General features: G+C 73.1%; 23 protein-coding genes. 8 read left to right on the top strand and 15 right to left on the bottom strand.

What is annotated here, in order from left to right:
• Window positions 1-82: 82 nt before the first annotated feature.
• Window positions 83-919 (top strand): DUF4097 family beta strand repeat-containing protein, encoded by an 837-nt coding sequence (locus tag IF01_RS0116605; protein WP_030394204.1) that lies wholly within the window; start codon window positions 83-85, stop codon window positions 917-919.
• A 105-nt stretch (window positions 920-1,024) separates the two neighbouring features.
• Here the strand turns inward: IF01_RS0116605 and IF01_RS0116600 are convergent, their stop codons facing one another.
• A complete protein-coding gene (locus IF01_RS0116600; RefSeq protein WP_030394203.1) occupies window positions 1,025-1,756 on the bottom strand; it encodes a TetR/AcrR family transcriptional regulator in 732 nt (243 codons plus the stop codon).
• A 156-nt stretch (window positions 1,757-1,912) separates the two neighbouring features.
• Here IF01_RS0116600 and IF01_RS0116595 point away from each other — a divergent pair, with 156 nt between their 5' ends.
• Window positions 1,913-3,436, top strand: coding sequence for an MFS transporter (locus IF01_RS0116595; protein ID WP_051755479.1), 1,524 nt, complete (start codon window positions 1,913-1,915; stop codon window positions 3,434-3,436).
• A 103-nt stretch (window positions 3,437-3,539) separates the two neighbouring features.
• Here IF01_RS0116595 and IF01_RS0116590 read toward each other — a convergent pair whose 3' ends face one another.
• The 3 genes from IF01_RS0116590 to IF01_RS0116580 form a co-directional block, all read right to left on the bottom strand.
• Window positions 3,540-4,217, bottom strand: coding sequence for a peptidase inhibitor family I36 protein (locus IF01_RS0116590; RefSeq protein ID WP_030394201.1), 678 nt, complete (start codon window positions 4,215-4,217; stop codon window positions 3,540-3,542).
• A gap of 115 nt (window positions 4,218-4,332) precedes the next feature.
• Window positions 4,333-5,358: a CU044_5270 family protein gene (locus IF01_RS0116585; protein ID WP_051742552.1), complete on the bottom strand. Its 1,026-nt coding sequence runs from the start codon at window positions 5,356-5,358 to the stop codon at window positions 4,333-4,335.
• Window positions 5,355-5,981 (bottom strand): RNA polymerase sigma factor, encoded by a 627-nt coding sequence (locus tag IF01_RS0116580; protein ID WP_055731163.1) that lies wholly within the window; start codon window positions 5,979-5,981, stop codon window positions 5,355-5,357. Before IF01_RS0116580 ends, IF01_RS0116585 begins: the two co-directional genes overlap by 4 nt.
• 456 nt (window positions 5,982-6,437) lie before the next feature.
• Here IF01_RS0116580 and IF01_RS0116575 point away from each other — a divergent pair, with 456 nt between their 5' ends.
• Complete coding sequence (locus IF01_RS0116575; protein ID WP_030394198.1) at window positions 6,438-6,875, top strand: hypothetical protein; 438 nt, start codon at window positions 6,438-6,440, stop codon at window positions 6,873-6,875.
• A 7-nt stretch (window positions 6,876-6,882) separates the two neighbouring features.
• Here the strand turns inward: IF01_RS0116575 and IF01_RS0116570 are convergent, their stop codons facing one another.
• The 8 genes from IF01_RS0116570 to IF01_RS0116535 form a co-directional block, all read right to left on the bottom strand.
• The gene (locus tag IF01_RS0116570) at window positions 6,883-7,791 is read right to left on the bottom strand and encodes an aminoglycoside phosphotransferase family protein (protein WP_030394197.1); all 909 of its coding nucleotides are present in this window, start codon (window positions 7,789-7,791) and stop codon (window positions 6,883-6,885) included.
• Window positions 7,792-7,856: 65 nt separating this feature from the next.
• The gene (locus IF01_RS0116565) at window positions 7,857-9,134 is read right to left on the bottom strand and encodes a serine hydrolase domain-containing protein (RefSeq protein WP_094745573.1); all 1,278 of its coding nucleotides are present in this window, start codon (window positions 9,132-9,134) and stop codon (window positions 7,857-7,859) included.
• Between the two features lie 257 nt (window positions 9,135-9,391).
• Entirely contained in the window at window positions 9,392-10,162 is a 771-nt protein-coding gene (locus IF01_RS0116560) for a CDP-alcohol phosphatidyltransferase family protein (RefSeq protein WP_030394195.1), read from the bottom strand.
• 106 nt (window positions 10,163-10,268) lie between these two features.
• Window positions 10,269-11,012: a YidC/Oxa1 family membrane protein insertase gene (locus tag IF01_RS0116555; protein WP_030394194.1), complete on the bottom strand. Its 744-nt coding sequence runs from the start codon at window positions 11,010-11,012 to the stop codon at window positions 10,269-10,271.
• An 86-nt stretch (window positions 11,013-11,098) separates the two neighbouring features.
• Window positions 11,099-11,395 carry a DUF6412 domain-containing protein gene (locus IF01_RS0116550; RefSeq protein WP_030394193.1) on the bottom strand — a complete coding sequence of 99 codons (297 nt, stop codon included), beginning with the start codon at window positions 11,393-11,395 and terminating at the stop codon, window positions 11,099-11,101.
• A gap of 59 nt (window positions 11,396-11,454) precedes the next feature.
• Window positions 11,455-12,003 (bottom strand): hypothetical protein, encoded by a 549-nt coding sequence (locus IF01_RS0116545; RefSeq protein WP_157855249.1) that lies wholly within the window; start codon window positions 12,001-12,003, stop codon window positions 11,455-11,457.
• Window positions 12,000-13,469, bottom strand: a complete 1,470-nt coding sequence (locus tag IF01_RS51005; RefSeq protein WP_157855248.1) for a hypothetical protein — start codon at window positions 13,467-13,469, stop codon at window positions 12,000-12,002. The genes IF01_RS0116545 and IF01_RS51005 overlap by 4 nt, the downstream gene beginning before the upstream one ends.
• 3 nt (window positions 13,470-13,472) lie before the next feature.
• Window positions 13,473-13,895 carry a hypothetical protein gene (locus IF01_RS0116535; protein ID WP_030394190.1) on the bottom strand — a complete coding sequence of 141 codons (423 nt, stop codon included), beginning with the start codon at window positions 13,893-13,895 and terminating at the stop codon, window positions 13,473-13,475.
• A 131-nt stretch (window positions 13,896-14,026) separates the two neighbouring features.
• On the opposite strand from IF01_RS0116535, the gene IF01_RS0116530 reads away from it, so the two are divergent.
• Together IF01_RS0116530 and IF01_RS0116525 are read left to right on the top strand one after the other, a co-directional pair.
• Window positions 14,027-14,311 carry a type II toxin-antitoxin system Phd/YefM family antitoxin gene (locus IF01_RS0116530; protein ID WP_030394189.1) on the top strand — a complete coding sequence of 95 codons (285 nt, stop codon included), beginning with the start codon at window positions 14,027-14,029 and terminating at the stop codon, window positions 14,309-14,311.
• Window positions 14,304-14,726 carry a type II toxin-antitoxin system VapC family toxin gene (locus IF01_RS0116525; protein ID WP_037779991.1) on the top strand — a complete coding sequence of 141 codons (423 nt, stop codon included), beginning with the start codon at window positions 14,304-14,306 and terminating at the stop codon, window positions 14,724-14,726. The genes IF01_RS0116530 and IF01_RS0116525 overlap by 8 nt, the downstream gene beginning before the upstream one ends.
• Before the next feature lie 67 nt (window positions 14,727-14,793).
• Here the strand turns inward: IF01_RS0116525 and IF01_RS0116520 are convergent, their stop codons facing one another.
• Together IF01_RS0116520 and IF01_RS0116515 are read right to left on the bottom strand one after the other, a co-directional pair.
• Window positions 14,794-15,909: a Gfo/Idh/MocA family oxidoreductase gene (locus IF01_RS0116520; RefSeq protein WP_030394187.1), complete on the bottom strand. Its 1,116-nt coding sequence runs from the start codon at window positions 15,907-15,909 to the stop codon at window positions 14,794-14,796.
• A 416-nt stretch (window positions 15,910-16,325) separates the two neighbouring features.
• Entirely contained in the window at window positions 16,326-17,105 is a 780-nt protein-coding gene (locus tag IF01_RS0116515; RefSeq protein ID WP_030394186.1) for an HAD-IIA family hydrolase, read from the bottom strand.
• Between the two features lie 254 nt (window positions 17,106-17,359).
• Here IF01_RS0116515 and IF01_RS0116510 point away from each other — a divergent pair, with 254 nt between their 5' ends.
• From IF01_RS0116510 to IF01_RS0116500, 3 genes are all read left to right on the top strand, one after another.
• Window positions 17,360-18,709, top strand: a complete 1,350-nt coding sequence (locus tag IF01_RS0116510) for a low temperature requirement protein A (protein ID WP_078880023.1) — start codon at window positions 17,360-17,362, stop codon at window positions 18,707-18,709.
• Between the two features lie 102 nt (window positions 18,710-18,811).
• On the top strand, window positions 18,812-19,540 hold the full coding sequence (locus IF01_RS0116505; RefSeq protein ID WP_078880022.1) for a uracil-DNA glycosylase: 729 nt from the start codon (window positions 18,812-18,814) through the stop codon (window positions 19,538-19,540).
• A 331-nt stretch (window positions 19,541-19,871) separates the two neighbouring features.
• Window positions 19,872-20,807, top strand: coding sequence for a glycoside hydrolase family 6 protein (locus tag IF01_RS0116500; protein ID WP_244215530.1), 936 nt, complete (start codon window positions 19,872-19,874; stop codon window positions 20,805-20,807).
• Window positions 20,808-20,843: 36 nt separating this feature from the next.
• Here the strand turns inward: IF01_RS0116500 and IF01_RS0116495 are convergent, their stop codons facing one another.
• Window positions 20,844-22,130 (bottom strand): polysaccharide deacetylase family protein, encoded by a 1,287-nt coding sequence (locus IF01_RS0116495; RefSeq protein ID WP_030394182.1) that lies wholly within the window; start codon window positions 22,128-22,130, stop codon window positions 20,844-20,846.
• Window positions 22,131-22,313: the final 183 nt, after the last annotated feature.

Genomic DNA, 22,313 nt, shown 5'->3' with positions numbered 1-22,313 from the left:
CCGGCCCCCGCCCCTCGATCATCCGTCAGTCACCCCTTTCACCTGCGGAAACGCAGCACAGAGCCACTAGGACGGAACAGCCATGCCTTCTTTCGACACTCCGGGCCCGATCCGCGCCACCCTGCGGTTCGACATCGGCTCGGTCCGGATCGCGGCCGCCAAGCGCACCGACACCCTGGTCGAGGTCCGCCCGACGGATCCCGGCGCCGCGCTGGACGTCCGGCTCGCCGAGCAGGCCGCGGTCTCCTGCGCCGACGGCGCCCTGGTCGTCAAGGTCCCGAAGAAGCGCGGGATCTTCGGGAAGACCGGATCGGTCGACATCACCGTCGAGGTCCCGGTCGGGTCCTCGGTGGACGCCGACGCGCCGATGGGCGACTTCCTGCTGGAGGGTGTCTTCGGCGACTGCCGGATCAGGACGGCGGTCGGCCGGATCCGGATCGACGAGGCGGCGGCCGTCGACCTGAGGAACGAGCTCGGGGAGGTCCGGCTGGGGCGGGCCGACGGGGACGCCGAGGTGGAGTCCTCCGGCCGGACGGAGATCGGCACCGTCGGGGGCACGCTGAAGGTCAAGAACCTCAACGGCGAGACCGTCGTCGGGGAGGTCGGCGGCGATCTGCGGGGCGAGGCGGCCAACGGCGGCGTCACCGTCGGCACCGCGCTGGCCGGGGTCGACCTCCGGTCCGCCAACGGCAGCCTGCGGATCGGCGAGCTCGTCCGGGGCCGCGCCGCGCTGGAGACCGCCATCGGCACCGTCGAGGTGGGCATAGCCGAGGGCACCGCCGCCTGGCTCGACGTGCACACCCAGGTCGGCTCGGTCCGGAACGCACTGGACGCCTCGGAGGCGCCCGCCGGGACCGGGGAGACCGTCCGGCTCACGGCCCGCACCCAGGTCGGCGACATCGTGATCCGGCGCGCCTAGGGCTCGCCTTCCAGACCGCCCGCGGCCGTCCGGACGGGGGACGGCCGCGGGCCCCGGGGAGCGGTCGCCCCGGCGCCGGTCGGTGTCAGTGGCGTCGGCGGGGGATCAGCGCGGCAGGCGGAGCGCCAGGCCGTCGAGCACGACCTCCAGGCCGTAGTTGAACTTCTGGTCGCGCAGGGCCGCCGGGTTCGCCACGGCGTCGGCCGCGGCCTCGGCGAAGGCGTCGGCGAGGAAGTCGTGCCCGGCCACCGTCTCCGCGACGGCGGGCATCAGCCGGGCGATGAACTCGCCCTCGGTGTCGCCGCTCCTGGCCACCGTGGTGAGGAAGGCCGCCTCGGTGGTGCTCATCCCGAGGACGTAGGAGAGCACGGTGTCGATGGCCCGTGACGGCTCGGGGTAGCCGGCGGCCGAGAAGAGCGCGGCCATCCGCTCGGACACCGTCAGCAGGTTGGGGCCCAGGTGGACCAGGCCGGCCTGCCCGATGACCGAGCCCAGCCAGCGGTGGCGCAGTGTGGTGGCCCGGAAGGACTCGCAGGTCAGCGTGACATCGGCGCGCCAGTCGGCGGCGCTCGGGTCCGGGACGGGGATCTCGCCGAACACCTCGTCCAGCGCGAGCTCGATCAGCTCGTCCTTGGTGGCGACGTGCCGGTAGAGCGAGGTCGCGCCGGCGTTGAGCCGGGCGCCGAGCTTGCGCATGGAGAGCGCCTCGACGCCGTCGGCGTCGAGCATCGCGATCGCCTCGCGGACGATCGCGTCCCGGCTGAGCGCGGGCTGTTCGGGCTCCCGCTGCTGCCGGGCCCACACGGACGGGATCGGGTTCGTCGCCTTGGCGGCCACCGCTGGTCCTCCTTGGAGTCGGTAACGGAAATCCCTGCGTACACCGTTCGCATCAGCGTACAGGAATCAGGGTTGCGCACACTGTTCCGCTGTGCGTACAGTGTTCGCATCGACGGTACATCGTACGCATCGGGCGTACTTCGGAGGGGAAAAAACATGGAAGGCCGTAACCCGCGGCGCTGGTGGATCCTGCTCGTGCTGTGCCTCAGCACGCTCGTCCTGGTGGTCGACAGCATGGCGCTCACCGTGGCGGTGCCGTCGATGACCGAGGACCTCAAGGCCACCGCGCAGGACACGCAGTGGATCCTCGACTCGTACATCCTGGTCTTCGCCGGCCTGCTGCTGACCTCGGGAAGCCTCGGCGACCGGTTCGGCCGCCGCAAGGTGATGATCGCCGGTCTGCTGCTCTTCGGCGCGGCCTCGCTGGCGGCGACGCTCTGCACCAACCCCGGTGAGGTCATCGCGAGCCGGGTGGCGATGGGCGTGGGCGGCGCGCTGATCATGCCCTCGACGCTGTCGATCCTCATCACCGTCTTCGACGAGGACGAGCGGGGCAAGGCCATGGCGGCCTGGGGCTCGGTCTCGATGCTCGGCCTGGTCGGCAGCCCGGTGCTGGGCGGTGTGCTGATCGACCACTTCTCCTGGCACTCGATCTTCTTCATCAACGTGCCGGTGGTGGTCGTGGCGATCACGGCCGCGCTGCTCCTGATGCCCGAGTCCAAGGGGCCCTGGCAGAAGCCGGACCCGCTGGGCGCGGTCCTCTCGGCGGTCGGTATGACGGCGCTGATCTGGTGGATCATCGAGATCCCGAAGCACGGCGCGTTCGGCGGCGCCTCGCTGGTCTCCCTGCTGGTCGCGGTCGGGGCCCTCGGCGGCTTCGTGGTCTGGGAGAACAAGGTCGCCGAGCCGATGGTGCCGCTGGCGCTCTTCAAGAAGCGCAACTTCAGCGGCGGTTCGCTCTCGCTGACCCTGGTGCAGATCGGCAACGGCGGCCTGCTGCTGGTCCTCACCCAGTACCTGCAGTTCGTCCTGGACTACTCGCCGGTCAAGGCGGGCACGGCCTTCGTGCCGATGGCGGTCGCCGCGCTGATCGGCAACGGCGCCGGCGCCGGGCTGAGTGCGAAGACCGGCCACCGGCCGCTGGTCCTGGTCGGCATGGCCCTGATGGCGGGCTCGTTCGTCCTGCTGAGCACGGTCGACGCGGACACCGGCTTCACGATCCCGGCGGTGGCACTGGGCCTGCTCGGCCTGGGCGCCGGCCTCGCGATGCCGGCCGCGGTCGGCGCGCTGATGAGCGAGATCCCGGCCGAGAAGGCGGGCGTCGGCTCCGCGCTCAACGACACCATCCAGCAGGCTGGCACCGCGCTCGGCATCGCGATCCTCGGCTCCCTGCTGGCCAGCGGCTACGCCGACAAGATGCCGGCCGGCTCCTCCGAGCAGGCCAAGCAGTCGATCGTCGGCGCGCTGGCCGAGGCCAAGGGCGACCCCGCCGCGGTGCACGCCGCCCGGGAGGCGTTCACCTCGGCGATGTCGACCACGCTCATGGTGAGCGCGGCGGGTGTGCTGGCGGCGGCCCTGGTGGCGGCGCTGGTGCTGCGGAACCGCAAGCCGGGAGCCCCCGCGGAGGCCCCCGGGGCTCCCGGTGCGGCCAAGGAGGACGTGGCCGAGCTGGCGGTCTGACCGGTACGAGGCACTTGAGGCACGCGAAAGGCCGGCCCCCGTCACGGGGGGCCGGCCTTTCGCGTGCCTCGGGGTACTCGGAGGGTCGCCTCAGAAGGTCGCCTCAGAGCACGATGTAGTCGGCCTTGTCGTTCCAGCTGCCGCCGTAGGGGTAGCTGAGACCGGTGAGGTTGTAGCAGTTGCCGTTCCACAGGTAGACCGACGGGTCCGGCTGCAGGGTGCGGTCGTCGTAGAGCGTGAGGTCCCCGCCGTTGCGGAACACGCAGGCGGAGCTGGCCCGGTCGCGGAACGACCAGTCGGAGAGGTACTTGGTGCCGGGCTCCGACCAGCGCAGCAGCAGGCCCGAGAAGTTGATGTCCTCCCAGAGGCAGGCCCAGCCGGACGGGCAGTCCGCGGTGGACTGCGCCACCTGGCCGCCGGTGGCGGGGGCCGCGGCGCCGGCGGCCTTGGCGGCCTGGACGGCGCGGGCCGCCGCCGGGTCGAGGGTGGTGAGCGCCTGGTCGGCCTCGGCGACACTGTCGTGGCAGTACACCGCACCGCCCTTCACCTCGGTGCAGACGCTGGCGCCCGCCCAGCCCTTGGCCAGGTCGATCTTCTTGCCCCGGTAGGTGGCGATCACCGGCGTCGACGGCGTTGCCTTCGCCGGGCTGACGGACTGCGGGGCGTCGGCGGACGGGGCCGTCGGAACGGACGGCGCGGGCGTCGCCATGGCCGCCGGGGCCGCGAGCGCGAGCGCGCCGGCGGCAGCGGTGACGACGGCGAGCGTGCGGAAGGAACGCACGGTCAGCTTCTCCCTTGGTGAGTCGTGGCAGGACAGTGCTGCCACGACCCAACGCCGGATCCGCCGTTCGCACAATAGTTCCGACGAGGACCGGACAATGGCTGACCGAATTCGGTCATTGGCTTGATTCTGCGGTCGCGATAGCGACCCCCTCACCAGGAGCACCCACGATGCCCTGCGCGACCAGGGCGACGGAGTTCACCTCGTCCCCGGCCCGGCCCCACGGACCGTCCTTCACGAGCACGGCGCGCTTGCCCAGCAGTCGCATCGTCCGCTGGTCGAAGATCCACTCGAACCGGGTGCCGTCGTGCACCCGGGCGACGGCCACCCCGTGCCGCCCGACCGCGTCGACCGCGTCGTCGACGGTCGTCACACCCGGGATCCGGCCCGCCGCCCGGTACAGGGCGGCGGAGACGGCGGGCGGCGCGACCGCGTTGCACAGCAGGTCGCCGATGGTGACGAAGGCCTCCTGGTCGGAACCGGTGGTCGAAGCGGACCCGGCGCCGTGGTTGTACCCGGCATCGGCGTAGATGAGCTTGGTCAGGGCCTCGGGGTCGCTCGGCAGACCGGCCAGCATCCGGTAGCTGGGCGCGTTGAGGGAGACCGGGTCCGGCGCGGGAAGCTGCTGGTCACCGCCGTCCCGGCGCTGGAGGCCCGGGCGGGCGCCGTTCACCGCCGTCCACCGCTCGGTGTTCGTCGTGGTGGTGCTGCGCTGCATCGAACCGTCGGCGGCCTCCGCCAGCGCGGTGGTGTGGCCGACGGTCCTGATGTAGGTGTACTGGCTGTCCTGGGCCGAGGGCTGCGGCTGGGTGTAGGCGACCCTGGCGATCCGGTCCAGGAGCTCGACGGAGGCGGCGGTGGCGGGCGGGGCCTCCTCCGTGGACGAGGAGTCCGGTGCGAGGGTCATCGCCGTGATGGCCGCGGCGGTGGCGACGGCGGTGACCAGGACCAGGCCCCGCCACCGGGTGGTGAGACCGGAGAGGGGGCGGGGGCGGGCGAACTCGGTGAGCAGGAAGTCACGGCGGTCGGCCAGCTGGGAGAGCGAGGGTTCCAAGTGGGGCGGCGGGGGGAGCAGCCGGGCGAGTTCACGGCGCTCGTAGTGCTCGTCCCACTCGGTGTGGTCGGTGCGTGGGTTGGTCATGGCCGCCTTTCCTGGTGGTGGCCCACGGACTGATGACTGATGGTGAGACCGGCGGGCGTCGACGAGGCGGAGGGGACCCGTGGCGCGGGGGGATCCTCGGCGTCGACAATCCGGCGGAGCTTGTCCCGGACCCGGGAGAGCCGGGACCGGACGGTGCCGACGGGTATGCCCAGCGCCCGGGCGGCCTCCGCGTAGCCGAGCCCCGACCAGACGACGAGTGTGAAGACCTCGCGCTCGGGAACGGCGAGCTGGTCGAGCGCGCGGACGGCGGCCGCGGCCGTATTGGCGTCGGTGATCCGGCCGACCACCTCGTCGGCGAAGTCCGGGATCGGATCACGGCGGGGGAGGCGGGACATCGCGTCGCGGTGCCGGCGCGCCGTCCGGGCGGTGTTGCGGAGCACATTGGTGGCGATGGCCAGCAGCCACGCCCGGGGGTGCAGCACCTCGTCGCGGAGCTTCTTCCGGAGCCGCCAGGCTTCGAGGAAGGTCAGCGACACGATGTCGTCCGCGAGGTCGCGGTCCCCGGTCGATCTGTACGCGTGCGCGAAGACCGTGCGAGCGTGCTGATCGTAGAGCTCGGCGAAGATCTGGCGCTCGCCGGCCTGCGTCTGCTTACTGGACAAGGAGGACTCCACGCAGATCTGGTGTCCGCAGGGCGGAGACGGTTCCAGAGAATCTTGGGGAAATTGGGAAGGTCGGCACCCCGAGGGTCGGGGCACCGGCCGTGGGGCGCCGGGGGCAGACGTCGAACTCCCCGCTGCGGACCCCGGCCAGGAGGTCGACCAACTCAGCAGGGGTCAACTGTGCCACCTCGGCGGGCCGGAGGCTGCGTCGAACATCGCCCCCGCCGTCGACGGCTCCGGTCGGGCTTCCTTCACGACCGTCACCACGAGGACAACCACCGCATGTCCGAATGGCCGTGCGCGCCCGGCCTGACCGGCTGCCCGGTCGGCCAGGTCGGGGGCGCACCTCATCGTCCCCGGGGTCAGGAGCCGCCGTCCATCTGCCGATCGGCGGGAGCGTGCTCCTCCCCGAAGCGCAGGCGGAGCCCCGACGGGCCGTGCTGCTAGCGTCCCGGCATGACCAGAGCCACGAGGTATGCGATACCGGCGGTCGTGCTCGCGTTCCTGCTTGTGCCGCTCGGCCTGTATGTCCTGCGGGCCGTCCTCGTCGAACCCGCGCCGCCGAGCCCGGTCGGCCGGTGGGTCGGGCAGGGGACGGACGGAACGGGGCTGGAGCTGCTGGAGGGCGGGCGGCTCGGCCCGTCCGTGATACCGGCCGCCGCCTGCCTCGAACCTGCGGCGGCCATGGGGGCGGCCGCCCTGTGGGAGGTTACGGACGGCAGCTGGTCGGACTACTACGAATCGGACGCCGGGTACATAGTGACGGTCCGGTTCGACGCGCCCCAGCGGTGCTACCTCATGCTGACGAACAGCGCCACCGAGGGCGAAGGGCACCGGCTCACCATGAGCATGCGCACGGACCACCGCATCTGGTGGACTCTGGTCCGGCCCTGAGGAGGGCTCAGGACTCGGCGAGGACCTCTCGGATCACATGCCGGGCGTTCTCGGCCATCGCCGGGTTGGTCTCCCGGTAGTACGGCAGGGCGTTCAGGGCCTGGGCCAGGGCCCGGCCTCGGCCGCGCCGCCAGGTGGCGTCGTCGACGTCGAGTGCCGCGCGGTAGACCGCGCGGGCGTCGGGCGGCAGCAGGTTCCAGGCCGGGAACAGGTCGCAGGACGGGTCGCCGGCGCCCGCGCAGCCGAAGTCGATCACCGCGGTCAGCCGTCCGTCCTCGTCCACCAGCAGATTGCCCGGCATCAGGTCGGAGTGCAGCCACACCGTCCGCCCGTCCCAGGCCGGTGCGGCCAGCGCGTCCTCCCAGACGGCGGTCACGGCCGCGCAGTCGACGCCCTCCTCGGGCAGCGCCCGCAGTTCCCCGATCGCCGTCCTGGTCTCCTCGTCGAGCAGCTCGATCGGCCCGCCCCGGTGGGCGGGCGGGGCGTCCGGCAGGGTGAGCGAACGGATCGCGGTCACGAAGCCGGCGAGGTCCTCGGCCAGCCGCACCGGCTTGCGCAGCGCGCCTGCCTGCGGGTTGGCGCCCTCCTGCCAGCGGTACACCGACCACGGCCACGGGTAGCCCTCGGCGGGCCCGCCCGCGCCGAGCACCTCCGGGACGGCGACGGGCAGGAGCGGCGCCAGCCTCGGCAGCCACTCCTGCTCCATCGCCACGTCGGACGCCCCCCAGTCCACCAGCGGCAGCCGGACCACCATCGCCTCGCCCAGCCGGTACATGGCGTTGACGGTGCCGCCGGAGGGGAAGCGGGTCACCGGCAGCCCGGCCCACTGCGGGAACCGGTCGGCGACCAGGCGCCGGACGAGGTCCTCGTCGATGGGGTGCTGGCCGGGGTGCAGGTGCACGGTGTCGCTGCTCATGGGGCACTATCCGACCGTCGTGCCCCCGGTGGGGCAAGTGTTTTTCGGTTACCGGCCGCCGCTCCTCAGCGGCCGGCGCCCCGCAGGGCCGACAGCGCGTCCGCCGCCGCCGAGGCCGCCCCGGCCGGTGCCGTCGGGCCGCAGAGCGTCTTCACCGCGAGCGAGACGACCGCCGCTTCCAGCCCGGACTGGTCGTTGCCCTCGTACGGGTTGTACGACAGCGCCACCTGCCGCTTCCCGTCCGCCGTGCCGAACATCAGCGTCCCCCAGCCGGGCAGGCCCCCGTCGTGGCCCCACAGCGGGCCGCAGCCGAAGTCGGCCTGGGCCACGCCGAGCCCGTAGAAGCTGTGGCCCGACCCGGTCGGCACGGTCGTGGTGAGCGCGGCCTGCTCGGCCGGCCGCAGCAGCTTGCCGCCGAACAGGGCGGCGTGGAAGCGGTCGAGGTCGGTGGTGGTGGAGATGCCGTTGCCGGCCGCGTCGCCCACGGTCGGGTTGAGCCTGGTGATGTCCGCCGGCCCCTCCGGCAGCTTGGCGTAGGCGCGGGCGTGCGGGCCGCGCAGCCCGGTCTCCGAGCCGGGGAACACGGTGTCGTCCAGGTGCAGCGGCCGGACGATCCGCCGGGTCACCTCGCTCTGCCAACTGTGGCCGGTGAGCTTGTCGATCAGCATCCCGGCCAGGATGTAGTTGGTGTTCGAGTACTTCCAGCCCTGGCCCGGGGCGAAGTAGGGCGCGTGCGCGACGCCGATCGCGACCAGCTGCTCCGGCCGGTAGTCCTGCCAACGGCGGTCCCCGAGCGCGTAGTCGCGCAGGCTCGCCTCGTCCTGGAAGAAGAACTGCGGGTCCTCCAGGTAGTCGTACAGGCCGCTGGAGTGGTTGAGCAGCTGGCGGACGCTGATCGCGCCGCCGTTGGGGACCACGCCCGGCAGGTGGCGCTCGACCGGGTCGTCCAGCCGCAGCCGGCCCTCCCCGACCAGCTGCAGCAGGACCGTCGACACGAAGGACTTGGTGACACTGCCGATCCGGAACCGGCCGTCCGGCCTGACCGGCTGCCCGGTGGCCAGGTCGGACGTGCCCACCGCGTCGCGCCAGATCCGCCGGCCGTCCTCCCGGACCTCGGCGAACGCGGCCGTCGAGGCGTCGCCCGCAAGGAACGCCCGCAGCTCCGCCCGCGCGTCGACCCCGCCCCGGCGGGCATCGGCCCCGGCCGGTGCGGGCGCCGCCATCGCGGCCGGGGCGAGCGTGCCGACGACGGCACCCGCCAGGGCGGCGGCGGCCAGCCTCCGGCCCAGTCGGCCATGACCCCGCAACTTCTGCGCCAAGTAAAAATTCTGACTGAACGTCATGGTGAACCCCTCCGGCCCGGACCTCGGGCCCTCCGGGTCCAGGCTCGCAGTTGCCCCGGCCGGGCCGCGTCATCCTGCGGACCGGCCCCGGCCGCCCCCGGCCGTACGAAAGGGGTAGCGGGTGCCCCGGTCGAACGGCGGGGGTCGAGCGGCGGCCGCTCGGCATCACCGGGCTTGACGGCGGGCAGCCCCTGTGCCTGCCAACGCGGGCTCCGCGTAGGTTAGTTCGCCACTCCAGCGCCCGACGGCGCGGCGGCCTACCGCAGTCGCGAGGAGGACAGGATCGAGGCCAGGTGCGCCACCACCATGCCCCAGGTGATCACCGCGATGCCGGCCACCACCGCCCGGGTCGGGCCGATGCCGCCGACCGCCACGTCCGCCACCGCCGCCGCGAGCAGCACCAGCGAGGCCTCGATGCCGTTGGTCACCCGGTGGATCTTGAACACCGACGCCAGCCGTCGCGCCGTCGCGATGCCCTGCGAACGCGGCTGCGTCGACTCCTCGTCCGCCGGAGCCAGCCCGCTGCGCGCCCGCGCCACGTCCACCGGATCGGTCGACGCCTTCAGCAGCACCACCCCGAGTGCCGCCGCCAGGCCCACCGACACCCACAACTCCGACCCGCCCCGGGCCGCCCGGACACCCGCGCCGACCATCAGCGCCGCGTCCGCCAGATACGCGCCGAGCCGGTCCACGTACACCCCGGCCGTGCTGAACTGCCGCTTCCAGCGGGCCACCTCGCCGTCGACGCAGTCGAACAGCAGGAAGCCCTGGAACAGCACCGCCGCCAGCACCGCGCCCGGCAACCCGGGGACCAGCAGCGCCGCCCCCGCCCCGACCCCGCAGGCCACCATCAGCCAGGTCAGGGTGTTCGGCGACACCGAGGTCCGCACCAGTTGCCGGGTGACCCGCAACGACACCGCGCGCATGTAGATCCGGCCCGCCCAGTGCTCCCCGTTGCGGCTCGCCAGCTTCGCCCGCGGCTGACAGACCTCCCGCAACTCCGCCAACGCCGGCGCAGCGACCGCCATGACGCCACCCTTCCCTTCACCCGAGTCCACCTGCGTGATCGTCCGGCCGACCGGCCCAAACGATCACACAGGCTGGAGGAGCCGGGGCGGACCGGCGGACCCGGCCTCAGGCCAGCGCCGGAACCGCCGGCTCCGGCGCCCCGTCCCGGTACAGCCAGGCCCGCTCGGCCGCCGTCCAGGTGCTGGTGGTCAGCAGGTAGACCGCGGCCGCCAGCGGGACCAGGGCGGCGAACAGCACGGTGCCGAAGGACAGGTACGGCAGGAACGCGAGCGCGGGCTGTGCCTGCGCGCCCTGGCCCTGGCCCTGGGCCGACTGCGGCGACTGGGCCGCCTGTGCTGCCTGCTTGGCCTGGGCCCGGCGGGCCCGCCGGAAGTTGACGTACCCCAGCGCCGCCAGCCCCGCGTACAGCACCCCGAACACCACCCACTCGCCCGCACCGTGCGCCGAGCCCACGTGCAACCCCAGCGGGGCGCCGAACAGGGTGTGGCCGAGCAGATCGTTCGGGGTCGTGAACAGCCGGTACATCACCGAGAAGAACGGGATCTGCACCAGCATCGGCAGGCAGCCCGCGAACGGCGAGGCCTTCTCCTCCCGGTACAGCTCGGCGAGCGCGGCCTGGAGCTTCTCCGGACGGCCCTTGTGCTTGCGGTTCAACTCGGCGATCCGCGGCGCCAGCCGGGCCCTGGCCTTCTCGCCGCGCGAGGCCGCCCGCGCCAGCGGGTGCAGCGCCAGCCGGACGCAGACGGTGAACAGGACGATCGCGAGCGCGGTCGGGACGACCTGTGCGAGCGCGGCGACGACATCGTGGGCCAGGCCGACGGCCGGGTCGAGGATTGCGAAAACGGACATGGTGGAGCGAGCCCTCCGGGGGTCTCGGGGTACGAGTGATCGACGGAGGACGGCCGCGACGGGCCGGTGGTGAAGGAATCCCGGTGCTACGCGGCCGCCGGGACCGCTCCCGGGGCCCTCGGGCGCTGACGGCCCCGGGCATCCGGATCACGCTGCGGGAGGAAGGCCGTCCGGGCCGCGCGTCGGCGCAGCACCCCGGCCCGCACACTCGCCGGCGCCCGTGCCCCCAGCAGCCGCGCGACGACCAGCGCCCCCGCGACCGCCCCGGTCACCAGCACCACGGCGGCCGCTGCCGCCACCGACGTCAGCGACCCGCCACCCTCGGCGAGCCACTCCCCACTCAGCACCCGGAGCAGCCCGAGCAGCATCGCGACCACGGCCACGTCCCTGCCTCCTCTGCGCTCCGGACCAGTACTGCCATTGATGATGCCAGACGGGGCGCTCAGGGTGTGTGGAAGGCGCTGACCCAGACCTGGCTCGTCCCGTCGGACCGGGAGGTGAGGCAGATCCGGGTGCCGATGTTCTTGGCTTTGCCGGGAGTGTAGAAGCCTCCGCAGGTCAGCGGAGAAGTGGTCGAGGGAGCGGGGGCGCCGATGTGTTGGAAGCCGTCGAGGTCGACCCGCTGGACATATTGCCTGTCGGTCCACTCGGAAGCCGGGAGAGAGCTCTTGTACTCCTCCAGCTCGTCCTGTGGGATCCGGAACGCGAGAACGGCGAAGTCGTCCTGGAAGCCGTTCTGGTAACCCCATCGGACATCCTGGGCGGACACCGGGACCGTCACGTGGGCGAACCCGGACACCTCGTCCCGGTCGACGGTCATCCAGGCTCCCGGCCGCCCGCTGTCCGGCTTCGGATGGCGCAGGTCGTAGTCGACCCAGTAGAGCCCGGCCACCCCGGCGGCCAGGAGCAGGATGAACGCCGCGAGCACGCCGAGCAGCAGCCTCCGGCGGGAGCGGGGGGCTGCCGGTGCCGGGCGAATGGTGGAACTCATCGGGTCTCCCTCCCGGGGTCGGCGAGACCGCCCTCGCGGTCGCTGTAGCGCTCACCCGTGCCCTTCGGTACGAGCGGTGTGCCGGGACCGACCACCCGGTCGTAGGGAGTACTCCGCCCGCTCAGGTCGTACTCCTGCGCCAGGCCGGTCTGATGGAGGCCCTGCATGTCCGAGTCCGAGACGCGCACACCGGCGATGTTGGTGGTCTTTCCCGCGTCCCAGTTGTACCGGTCCCACACATTGACCTGGTACTTCATGGACACCGAGGGATTGCCGTCGGGCCCGGGCCGCACCGTGACCACGCCCGACAGAACGCACGCCTGACTGCCCACGGCGGTGAACCAGTTCGGTTGACTGCCCTCCGGGAACGTGTAGTCGTTGTCCTGGTTGCGTTGGGTCTCCACCGGAATGGCGACCGGAGCGCCGCCCGACTTCTGGTACGCGGCCAGCGCCGTCTCCCGCCACTGGGCGTCGTTCGCGGTGAGCAGGGTCGCCACATGGTCGCGGAACTGGGGGTCGTCGCGAAGCATCCGGTCCACATCCACGGTCAGCGGCTCACCGGTCCCTTCGAGGAAGTGCTGCAGATTGCGGGCCGCGTCCGTGCGGTCCGCGAAGGTGCCGCCAGCCACTAGCAGCCCGGCGAACGCGCGGAACGAGTGTTCGCCGACACCGGGTTCGCGGGAGTAGAACGGGCCCGCCCCACTGTCCGGGGCCGTCCACACATAGGTCGGGTCGAGGACCCCGGCTTCGAGCAGGCGGCCCGGTGCCAGCTCCAGCAACTGCGCGCGGACGGCGGGGTCCACTGTCGCCCACCAGGCCGGGATGTCCTTGCGGTCCTTCGGCATGCCGACCGCGCCGATCACATCGGCTTTGGCGGCCGCCACCGCCCCCGGGTGGGTCGCCGGGTCGACCTCCGCCGGGTCGAGGGTGCGCAGCGCCGCCGCGGCCACCGCATCGGCCTCGGTGGCGGCCGTGACCGCCTTCCGCATTGCCTCGACGTGCTGCTGGAGCTCCTCCCACTGCCGCCGCCGGTAGGCGATCGCGTCGGGGTCGTTGCGGTCCTCGGGCGGGAGCGGGGGCAGGGTGACGGTGCCGTCGGTGGTGACGGTGGCGCCGAGGGCCTCGGCGTCGTCGATGGCGCGCCGGAGGTCCTGCTGGGCGCCGGTGAATACCGACGCGGCCCGGCGCAGGGCGGCGGTGACGGCGAGGGCCTCGTAGTGGAAGGCGGTCAGCTCGTCGGCGAGCAGGCCGATCTCCCGGGTGGCCTCGTCGGCCGCGACGCCGGTCCAGGCGCGGGCGCCGGCGGTGGCGAGGGGGCTCGGCGCGGCGCCGGTGAGCGGTTGGAGGACGCCGGAGCGTACCTGGCCGGCGAGCTGTTCGGCGTGGCCGGCGAGGCCGTTCCAGGTGTCCCCGGTGCGGTCGAGCGGGGCGAGGGCGGCGTGCCGGAGCCGGTCGAAGGTCACCACGGCTCAGGGCGCCCGGAACGCGGAGGCGGCGCCGGTGTCGGTCGACCGGTAGGCGGTGGCGGTGGCCTCCAGCCGGTCGGCGGCGAGGCCGAGGCGCTGGTCGAGGCCGGTCCAGCGGGTCTTCCACCAGCCGAGGACCTGGGTGAGCGCGGCGCCGGTGGCGAAGCCGTCGGCGGTCAGGGCGGTGGCGGCGGCGCCGGTGTCGGGTTCGGCGTGGCCGACGGCCTGCCGCAGTTCGCCCTGGAGGCGGCGGGAGGCGGTGGCGGCGATCCGGAGTGCGGCCGGTTCGACGTGGACGGGTGCGCCGGCCGAGGGGCCGTTCGCCCAGGGGGCCGGACCGGCGGCGGGGCGCGGGATGCCGGGCGGTGGGCCGTCCTGGCCGTGGAGCCACGGATTCTGCTGTGCTTCGGTGGTCGTGTCGGCCACGGTCGGAGCCCCCCAGCGTGATCGGTCGATGTCGTACGGTAACGCGGCGGCGGGTGCTGGGGTGGTGGATTTTCGGCGGACCGGTGCGCGGGGCGTAGCCGTGGGTGCTACACGGGGCTACCTTGGAAAGCATGAAGACGATTACCCAGCGGGAGTTCCGGAACAACTCCGCCGCGGTGATGGACGCGGTGGAGGCGGGGGAGATCTTCCACATCACCAGGAACGGGGTCGAGGTCGCGGAGCTGCGGCCGGTGGCGGGGCGCCGACGGCTCACGGCCGAGGAACTGGTGGCGCGGCACGTGAAGCTGCCGCGGGTGGACTACCAGCAGATGCGCAAGGAGTCCGAGGAGTACTTCGGGCCGGAGGAGCTGGTCGGGGACGAGGACGGCGACCCGTTCGAGCGGCCGCGTGGCTGAGCGGCGGCGGGCTCCCCGGCGGCGGCCCGCCGGGGTGCTGGACACGTGTGTCTACATCGACCTGGCGCTGCTGAGCCCGGCCGATCTGCCGGCGGTGCCGGAGCTGACCGCGATCACCTTCGCGGAACTGCAGCAGGGTGTGTCGATGGCGCGCGACCCGGTCAGCCGGGCGGCCCGGCTGGAGGTGCTGGGCGCGGCGATGGCGGACTTCGAGCCGCTGCCCTTCGACGGGGCCGCCGCCGCCCGCTACGGGACCCTGGTGACGCTGACGATCGCGGCCGGGCGGCAGCCGCGTCCGCGGCGGATCGATCTGATGATCGCCGCGATCGCTTCCGCGCACGGGCTGCCGCTGTACACGCGCAACATCTCGGACTTCAAGGGGCTGGGCTCGGCGGTCGAGGTCATCGGGATCTGAGTGCCCCTGCGCCCGCACCCCGCCGCCCGCACCCGGAGCAGGGGCGCGGGCGGCCGACGGGGCGGGCTCAGGCGGGAAGGCTTTCGAGCCGGACCGCGGTCCCGGTGGCGGCCGAGGCGCGGGCGGCCTCCAGCACGGTCAGGGTGGCGACGGCGTCGCGCGGGTCGACCGGGGGCGGGGTGCCGGGGGTGGCCAGGGCGGCGGCGACGCCCGCGTAGAAGGCGGGGTAGTCGCCGGGGTCGGTGGGCAGTGCGGTGGTGGACCCGTCGGTGCCGAGGGTGCCGTACTGGGCGGGGTCGTCGGTGCCCCAGGGCATGGTGCCGTCGGGACGCAGGCCGGTCCGCAGGGCCGCCTCCTGGGGGTCCATGCCGGTCTTGACGTATCCGGCGGCGTCGCCGAGGACCCGCAGCCGGGGGCCGACGAGCGGGGTGATCGCGCTGGTCCACAGGTGGGAGCGGGTTCCGTTGGCGTGGGTGAGGGCGAGGAAGGCGTCGTCGTCGACCACCGCGCCGTCGCGCCGCACGTCGATCTCCGCGTACACCGTGTCGACCGGCCCGAAGAGGGTGAGCGCCTGGTCGACGAGGTGGCTGCCGAGGTCGTAGAGGGTGCCGCCGACCTCGGCCGGGTCGGCGAGCTCGCGCCAGCCGGCCTTGGGCTTGGGCCGGAACCGCTCGAAGCGGGACTCGAAGCGGTGCACCCGGCCGAGCGCGCCCTCGCGGACCAGGCGGCCGGCGGTGAGGAAGTCGCCGTCCCAGCGGCGGTTCTGGAAGACGGTCAGCAGGGTGCCGCTCGATCCGGCGAGCGCGCAGAGTTCGCGGGCCTCGGCGGCGGTGGCGGCGAGCGGTTTGTCGACCACGGTGGCCAGCCCGGCCCGCAGGGCGGCGCGGGCGAGCGGGGCGTGGGTGCGGTTGGGGGAGGCGATGACGACCAGGTCGAGCGCGTCGGGGTCGGCGAGCAACTGCTCGGGGGTGTCGACGGCCTGGGCGTCGGGGTGCTCCTGCCGCAGCTGGGCGCGGCGGTCGGGGTTGGCGGTGACCACCGCGGCGAGCCGGAGTCCGGGGGTGGTGGCGATCAGGGGCGCGTGGAAGGCGGAGCCGGCCAGGCCGTAGCCGACGAGGCCGACGCGGAAGGGCGGGCGGGAGCCGGGAGCTCCGGGGGCGGCGGGGCGCGCGGAGGTGGTCATGAGCCCTACTCAACCACGGTGTGCCCGGTTGGCCCCGGTTTCGGCGTCGGACCGGGGCGTTCGGACCGGGGCGTTCGGGCTCAGGGCCTGTGGACAGAGGGCATTCGGCCCGGTGTCGTCGGACCGGGCCGTCCAGGTGTTGCCGCCGCCGCGGTGGGGGGCGCGGCGGCGGCAGACCCGGGTGGAGACCGACGGTGGTGGCCGCCGGCGCCGGTGTGGGGGACCCGGCGTGGCGCTCACGTTAACCGCGCCCGGCCGCGCCGCTGAGGGTCATCGGTGCGGTTAGGGGCGGCTTAAGGAGTCCTTGAGGGGCGGCCGGACCGCGCCGGGCGGCGGCCGCCACGGCGAAGGCCCTCCCGCGGCGGAAGCGGGAGGGCCTTCGAGGTGCCTCGGCACCGAGGGTCGGTGACCGCGGCTCAGATCAGGTCGACCAGGTCCGCGATCGAGTCGACCACCTGGGTCGGCCGGTACGGGAAGCGCTCCACCTCGCTGGCCAGGGTGAGGCCGGTGAGCACCAGGAAGGTCGACATGCCGGCCTCCATGCCCGAGACGATGTCGGTGTCCATCCGGTCGCCGATCATCGCGCTCCGCTCGGAGTGGGCGCCGATGGCGTTCAGGCCGGCGCGCATCATCAGCGGGTTGGGCTTGCCGACGAAGTAGGGCTCCACGCCGGTGGCCTTGGTGATGAGGGCGGCGACCGAGCCGGTGGCGGGGAGCGCGCCCTCGGCCGAAGGGCCGGTCTCGTCCGGGTTGGTGGCGATGAACCGGGCGCCGTCGTTGATCAGGCGGACGGCCTTGGTCATGGCCTCGAAGGAGTACGTCCGGGTCTCGCCGAGGACGACGAAGTCGGGGTCGGTGTCGGTGAGCACGTAGCCGACGTCGTGCAGCGCGGTGGTCAGACCGGCCTCGCCGATCACGTACGCGGTGCCGTTCGGGCGCTGGTCGGAGAGGAACTTCGCGGTGGCCAGCGCGGAGGTCCAGATGTGCTCGGCGGGGACGTCCAGGCCCATCCGGGAGAGCCGGGCGTGCAGGTCGCGCTGGGTGTAGATGGAGTTGTTGGTGAGCACCAGGAACGGCTTGCCGGACTCACGCAGCCGCTTGATGAAGGCATCGGCGCCGGGGATCGGCACGCCCTCGTGGATGAGGACCCCGTCCATGTCGGTCAGCCAGGTGTCGATGGGCTTGCGGTCTGCCACGGTGGTGTCTCCTAGGTCTTGCGATGGTTCGAAAATCGCACCGGACCGGACACCAGCGGCCGGCCGGGCGCCAATGGCTGCCCCAACAGCGATCAGCCTAGTCGTCCCGGGCCGCCGCACGTAGGGGCTGCCGACCGGTGGACCGGGGCGCTGGGCCGGGGCGGGCTGGTCTAGCCTCGGCACTGCTGTTGCGGGCCCCGCCCCGGCCGATGTCCCGGGCGGGCCCGTTCGCTGTGTGCGCCGAGGAGGGGCGGATGAGCACAACGGGGGAGCTTCCGGTGGGGGCCGAGGAATCGGCGGTCCGGACGGGGGAGCGGTCGGAGAAGAGACGGCCGACGGGGAGACGGCCGGCGGGGAGGCAGCCGGAGGGGAAACAGCAGGCCGGGGAGGCGCCGGAGAAGCGGGTCACCTGGGCGGAGCTGTACTTCGACCTGATCTTCGTCTTCGCGATCACCCAGGTCTCCGGCCTGCTGCACCACCGCCACGACCCGCTCGGGATCGCGCAGGCGCTGGTGGTGTTCGTCCCGGTCTACTGGTGCTGGGTCGGCACCACCGTGCAGGCCAACATCCGCGACGTGGACACCCCGCGCGACCGGCTGGGCATCCTGGCCGTCGGGTTCACCGGCCTGGTCATGGCGCTGGCGGTTCCCGGCGCGTACGGGAACCGGGGCGTGCTGCTCGGCGCCGGGTACTGGGCGGCCCGGGTGGTGCTGCTGCTCCTGCTGGCGCGCATCCCGGGGGTCTGGCGCGGGCCGTACGGGGTGGGTGTGCTGGTCAGCGGGCCGCTGCTGGTGGCGGGCGGGCTGCTGCCGGAGGGGCCGAGGGTCTGCCTCTGGGCGCTGGCGGCGCTCTGCGACCTGTCCGGGCCGGTGGTGTTCCGCCGCAAGCTGGCCGCCGTCGCCTACCACCCGTCGCACATGCCGGAGCGGTTCGCCCTGTTCCTGCTGGTGGCGCTCGGGGAGTCGATCGTCGGGATCGGCGCGAGCGCGGCGGCCGTTCGCCTCGACGCGGCCGAACTCGTCGCGGTCACGGCCGCGTTCACCATCTCGGCCGGGCTCTGGTGGCAGTACTTCGTCTTCGCGGCCGATGCCATGCGGCACGCCGTCACCGTCGCCGACTCGCGCCGGGACATGGTCCGCCGGGTCTTCCAGTACGGGCACCTGGCGCTGGCGGCCGCGGTGATCGCGGTGGCGGTGGGCTTCGGCGAGACGGTGGCCGATCCCCGCCGGGCGCTGGGCGCGGCCTCGGTGGGGCTGCTGTACGGCGGGTGCGGACTGTATCTGCTGACCTTCGGCTACACGCGCTGGATGATGTTCCGATCGCTCGCGACCACCCGGATCGTGGCGGCGGCGGTGGTGCTGGCGCTCGCGCCCGCGATGGTGCGCTGGCCCGCGCTGGCCGCGCTGGTGACGCTCGCGGTGGTGCTGGTGGTGCTGAACGTGGTCGAGCACCGGCGCGTGAACGCGGCGGCGGCCGCCGCGGAACCGGTCGCGGAAGCGGCCGGGGAAGCAGTCCGGGAAACGCCCCCGGAAGCGGCTCCGGAAGCGGTCGGGGAGTCCTCCGGCGAAGCGGCCGGGGCCCCGGTTGTCGGTGGGCCTGTGTAGCGTTCGGGGTGAAAGAGGGCGTACGGCGCGAGGGGCGCGATATGCCCGCAGGTCGGGGCGGTGCCGCGGTGAGCGGCCGTCCGGTGGGAGGTAGATGTCGTCGTGACGGACACGGTCGAGGCGAACGTGGGCGGGGCGGAATCGGGAGCCGGTCTGGAGCTGCCGGAGTCCTGGCGGGAGGTGCTGGGCACCGAGACGGAGAAGCCGTACTTCGCCGAGCTGGCGGCCTTCGTGGCGGCCCAGCGCGCGGAGCACCAGGTCTTCCCGCCGAGCGGGCAGGAGTTCTCCGCGCTGGAGGCCACGCCGTACGAGAAGGTCCGGGTGCTCGTGCTCGGCCAGGACCCGTACCACGACGACGGCCAGGCCCACGGCATGAGCTTCTCGGTGCTGCCCGGCACCAGGACGCCGCCCTCGCTGCGCAACATCTTCAAGGAGCTGGACGCCGACCTCGGCATCCCGGCGCCGGACAACGGCTACCTGATGCACTGGGCCGAGCAGGGCGTGCTGCTGCTCAACGCGGTGCTCACGGTCCGTGCGCACGAGGCCAATTCGCACAAGGCCAAGGGCTGGGAGAAGTTCACCGACGCGGTGATCCAGGCGGTGAGCGCGCGCGAGGAGCCGGTGGTCTTCGTGCTCTGGGGCAACTACGCCAAGAAGAAGCTCCCGCTGATCGACACCGGGAAGCACGTGGTGGTCCAGGGCGCGCACCCGTCGCCGCTGTCCGCCAAGCTGTTCTTCGGCAGCCGCCCGTTCTCGCAGATCAACACCGCGCTGGAGGGCTTCGGCGTCGACCCGATCGACTGGCGGATCCCGGACCTCAAGCAGGCCTGAGCCGGGCCGGGGCGTCCCGGACCGATCCGCTCGGACCGGCGTCCGTCCCTGACGCTCCGTCTCCGCGCTGCGGGCCGCCCGTCGTTCACCTTCCGGTGGACGGCGGGCGGTGCCCGGTGTGCGAAGCTGGGGCCGGACCGGGTCGCCGGGCCGGATCTGGGAGGGGCGGTACGTGCGCCGAGTTGGGCGAGGGGCTGGGTTCCGGCCGGCCGTGGGGGCGACATTGCTGGGGCTCGTGGCGGGGCTCGCGGGCTGCGCCGGGGGGAGCCCGACGGGAGCGGTCACGCAGGCGGCCACACCCGCCACATCCGCGGCGGTCGCGTCCGGGGCGGTGCCGGGGTCAGCGACCGCAGCCGGGGCGCCACTGCCCGGCGCCCTGCCGCAGCTGCCCGGCCAGACCTTCTACGTCTCCGACCGGACCGCCGCCGCCCAGCAGGTGACCGCGCTGCGCGGCCAGGGCCGGACGGCGGAGGCGGACACCCTGCTGCGGATCGCCGCCCGGCCCTCCTCGCAGTGGCTGACCGACCAGGCCGCCCGGAGCACCGCCGAGCAGGTGAGCCGCCGCGCCGCCGAGGCCGACCGGACGCCGGTCTTCGTCGCGTACAACATCCCGCACCGGGACTGCGGTCTCTACTCGGCCGGCGGCGCCACCGACGCGGCCGCGTACCGGGCCTGGATCACCGGGCTCGCGGAGGCGCTCGGTGACCGCCGGGCCTGGGTGGTGCTGGAGCCCGACGCGGTCGCGCACACCCTGGACGCCTGCGGGGTCAAGGGCGACGCCGCCGCCGAGCGCTACGGCCTGCTGGCCTTCGCCGTCCAGGAGTTGAAGAAGCGCCCGCAGGTGCGGGTCTACCTGGACGCGGGCAACCCCGGCTGGGTGCAGGACCGGGCCGCTCTGGCCGAGGCCCTGCGCAAGTCCGGGATCGCGGCGGCCGACGGCTTCGCGCTGAACGTCTCCAACTTCTACGCCACCGACCGCACGACCGCGTACGGGGCCCAGCTGTCCGCCCTGCTGGACGGCAAGCACTTCGTCGTCGACACCAGCCGCAACGGCAACGGCCCGCTGGGAGCGGAGGCGTGGTGCAACCCGCCCGGCCGCGCGCTCGGCACGCCGCCCACGACGGAGACCGGGCAGCCCGGGGTCGACGCCTTCCTCTGGATCAAGAACCCGGGCGAGTCGGACGGCGAGTGCGGCCGGGGCGAGCCCCGGGCGGGCGAGTTCTGGCTCCCGTACGCACTGGGCCTGGCGACGGCCGCCACAGGGTAGGCGGCCGCCGGAGACCCACAAGCCCGAAGGAGACGCTCAGCCGGCCGTGCCGAGGAAGGACTCCCAGCCGCCGGTCGGCGCCTGCCCCACATTGAGGGTGCGCAGCTTGCGCAGGGTGGACTGGTCCTGCGCGTCCAGCCACTCCACGAGCTGCTTGAACGAGACCAGCCGGACCTCGGGCTTGCCCGCGATCGTCTTGAGGGTCTCCTCGACGGCGTCCATGTAGATGCCGCCGTTCCACTGCTCGAAGTGGTTGCCGATGAAGAACGGCGCGCGGTTGCCGTTGTAGGCGCGGTCGAAACCGGCCAGGTAGGAGTCCCTGGCCTGGGTGCGCCAGTCGTTGAACTTGGCCGGGTCCCCATTGGTGACCTTCGACTGGTTGGCCAGGATGTTGTAGTCCATGGAGAGCACCTGGAAGGTGTGCCCGGGGAACGGGATGCTCTGCAGCGGGAGGTCCCAGACCTTCCCGTCCTGCACCTTCTGGGGCCAGATCTGCTGGCCGCCCGAGGAGCTGGCGTCGTACTTCCAGCCGAGGGCGGCGGCCGTCGGCAGCAGGGCCTTCTGCCCCTCCAGACAGGGGGTGCGGCCGCCGATCAGCTCCTTCTTGTAGTCGAAGGGGAGCGGGTCGACGTCGGTGAAGCCGGTGTTGGTCCGCCACTGGGTCACGAAGCCGACGGCCTGGTCTATCTCGCTCTTCCAGTCGTCGGGGCTCCACTTGTTGACCCCGTTGCCGTCCGGCCGGGTCGAGCAGAAGTGCCCGTTGAAGTGGGTGCCTATCTCGTGGCCGGCCAGCCAGGCCTGGCTGACGAGCTTGATGGTGTTCTTGACCGCGCCGTCCGACAGGTAGGGGATGTCGGAGGCGCCGACCGAGTGCAGCGGCGGGTGGTACAGCTCGGACCTGCCCTTGGGCAGCGTGTATATGCCGGAGAGGAAGAAGGTCATCGCGGCCTTGTGCTCCTCGGCGAGCTTGAGGAACCGGGGGAACTGGCCGTCCTCGGTCGCCCCGGCACCGTCCCAGGAGAACACCACGAACTGCGGCGGGCGCTCGCCGGGCTTGAGCTTCTCCGGCTTGGGCTGGTTCGGCTGCGGGCCGGTGTCGGCGGTCGAGCCGTCGCCGATCGGCTTGCCCTTGGTCGGGGTGCCGCTCGGGGTGGTGCCGGTTCCGGTGCTCGCCGTGCCGGTGGTGGGGGCGGGGGCGGGACCCGAACTGGAGCCCGAGGCGGCGGCCGAACCCGAGCCGCCCCCGGAGCAGGCCGTCACCGCTCCGAGGGCCGCGGTCGCGGCGGTGGCTGTGAGCACGGTCCTGCGCGAGATGCTGCCCATCGTCTCCCCTGGGGTCGTCCGGACCGGGTGGTGGCCGTGGCCGCGCCCGTATCAGTCAATTCGGACAATTGAGTGATTATCCGTCGTTAGGATTGCATGCGAACACACGGGTCACCAAGGAACCCGGGGGGCCGCCGACCATGAACACGCTCGATACGCCTGTACGGGATGCGAAGAAATGTC

It is taken from the genome of Kitasatospora purpeofusca, assembly GCF_000718025.1.
Taxonomy (GTDB): Bacteria; Actinomycetota; Actinomycetes; order Streptomycetales; family Streptomycetaceae; genus Kitasatospora; species Kitasatospora purpeofusca.
This window is presented reverse-complemented; position numbering and strand designations above follow the sequence as displayed.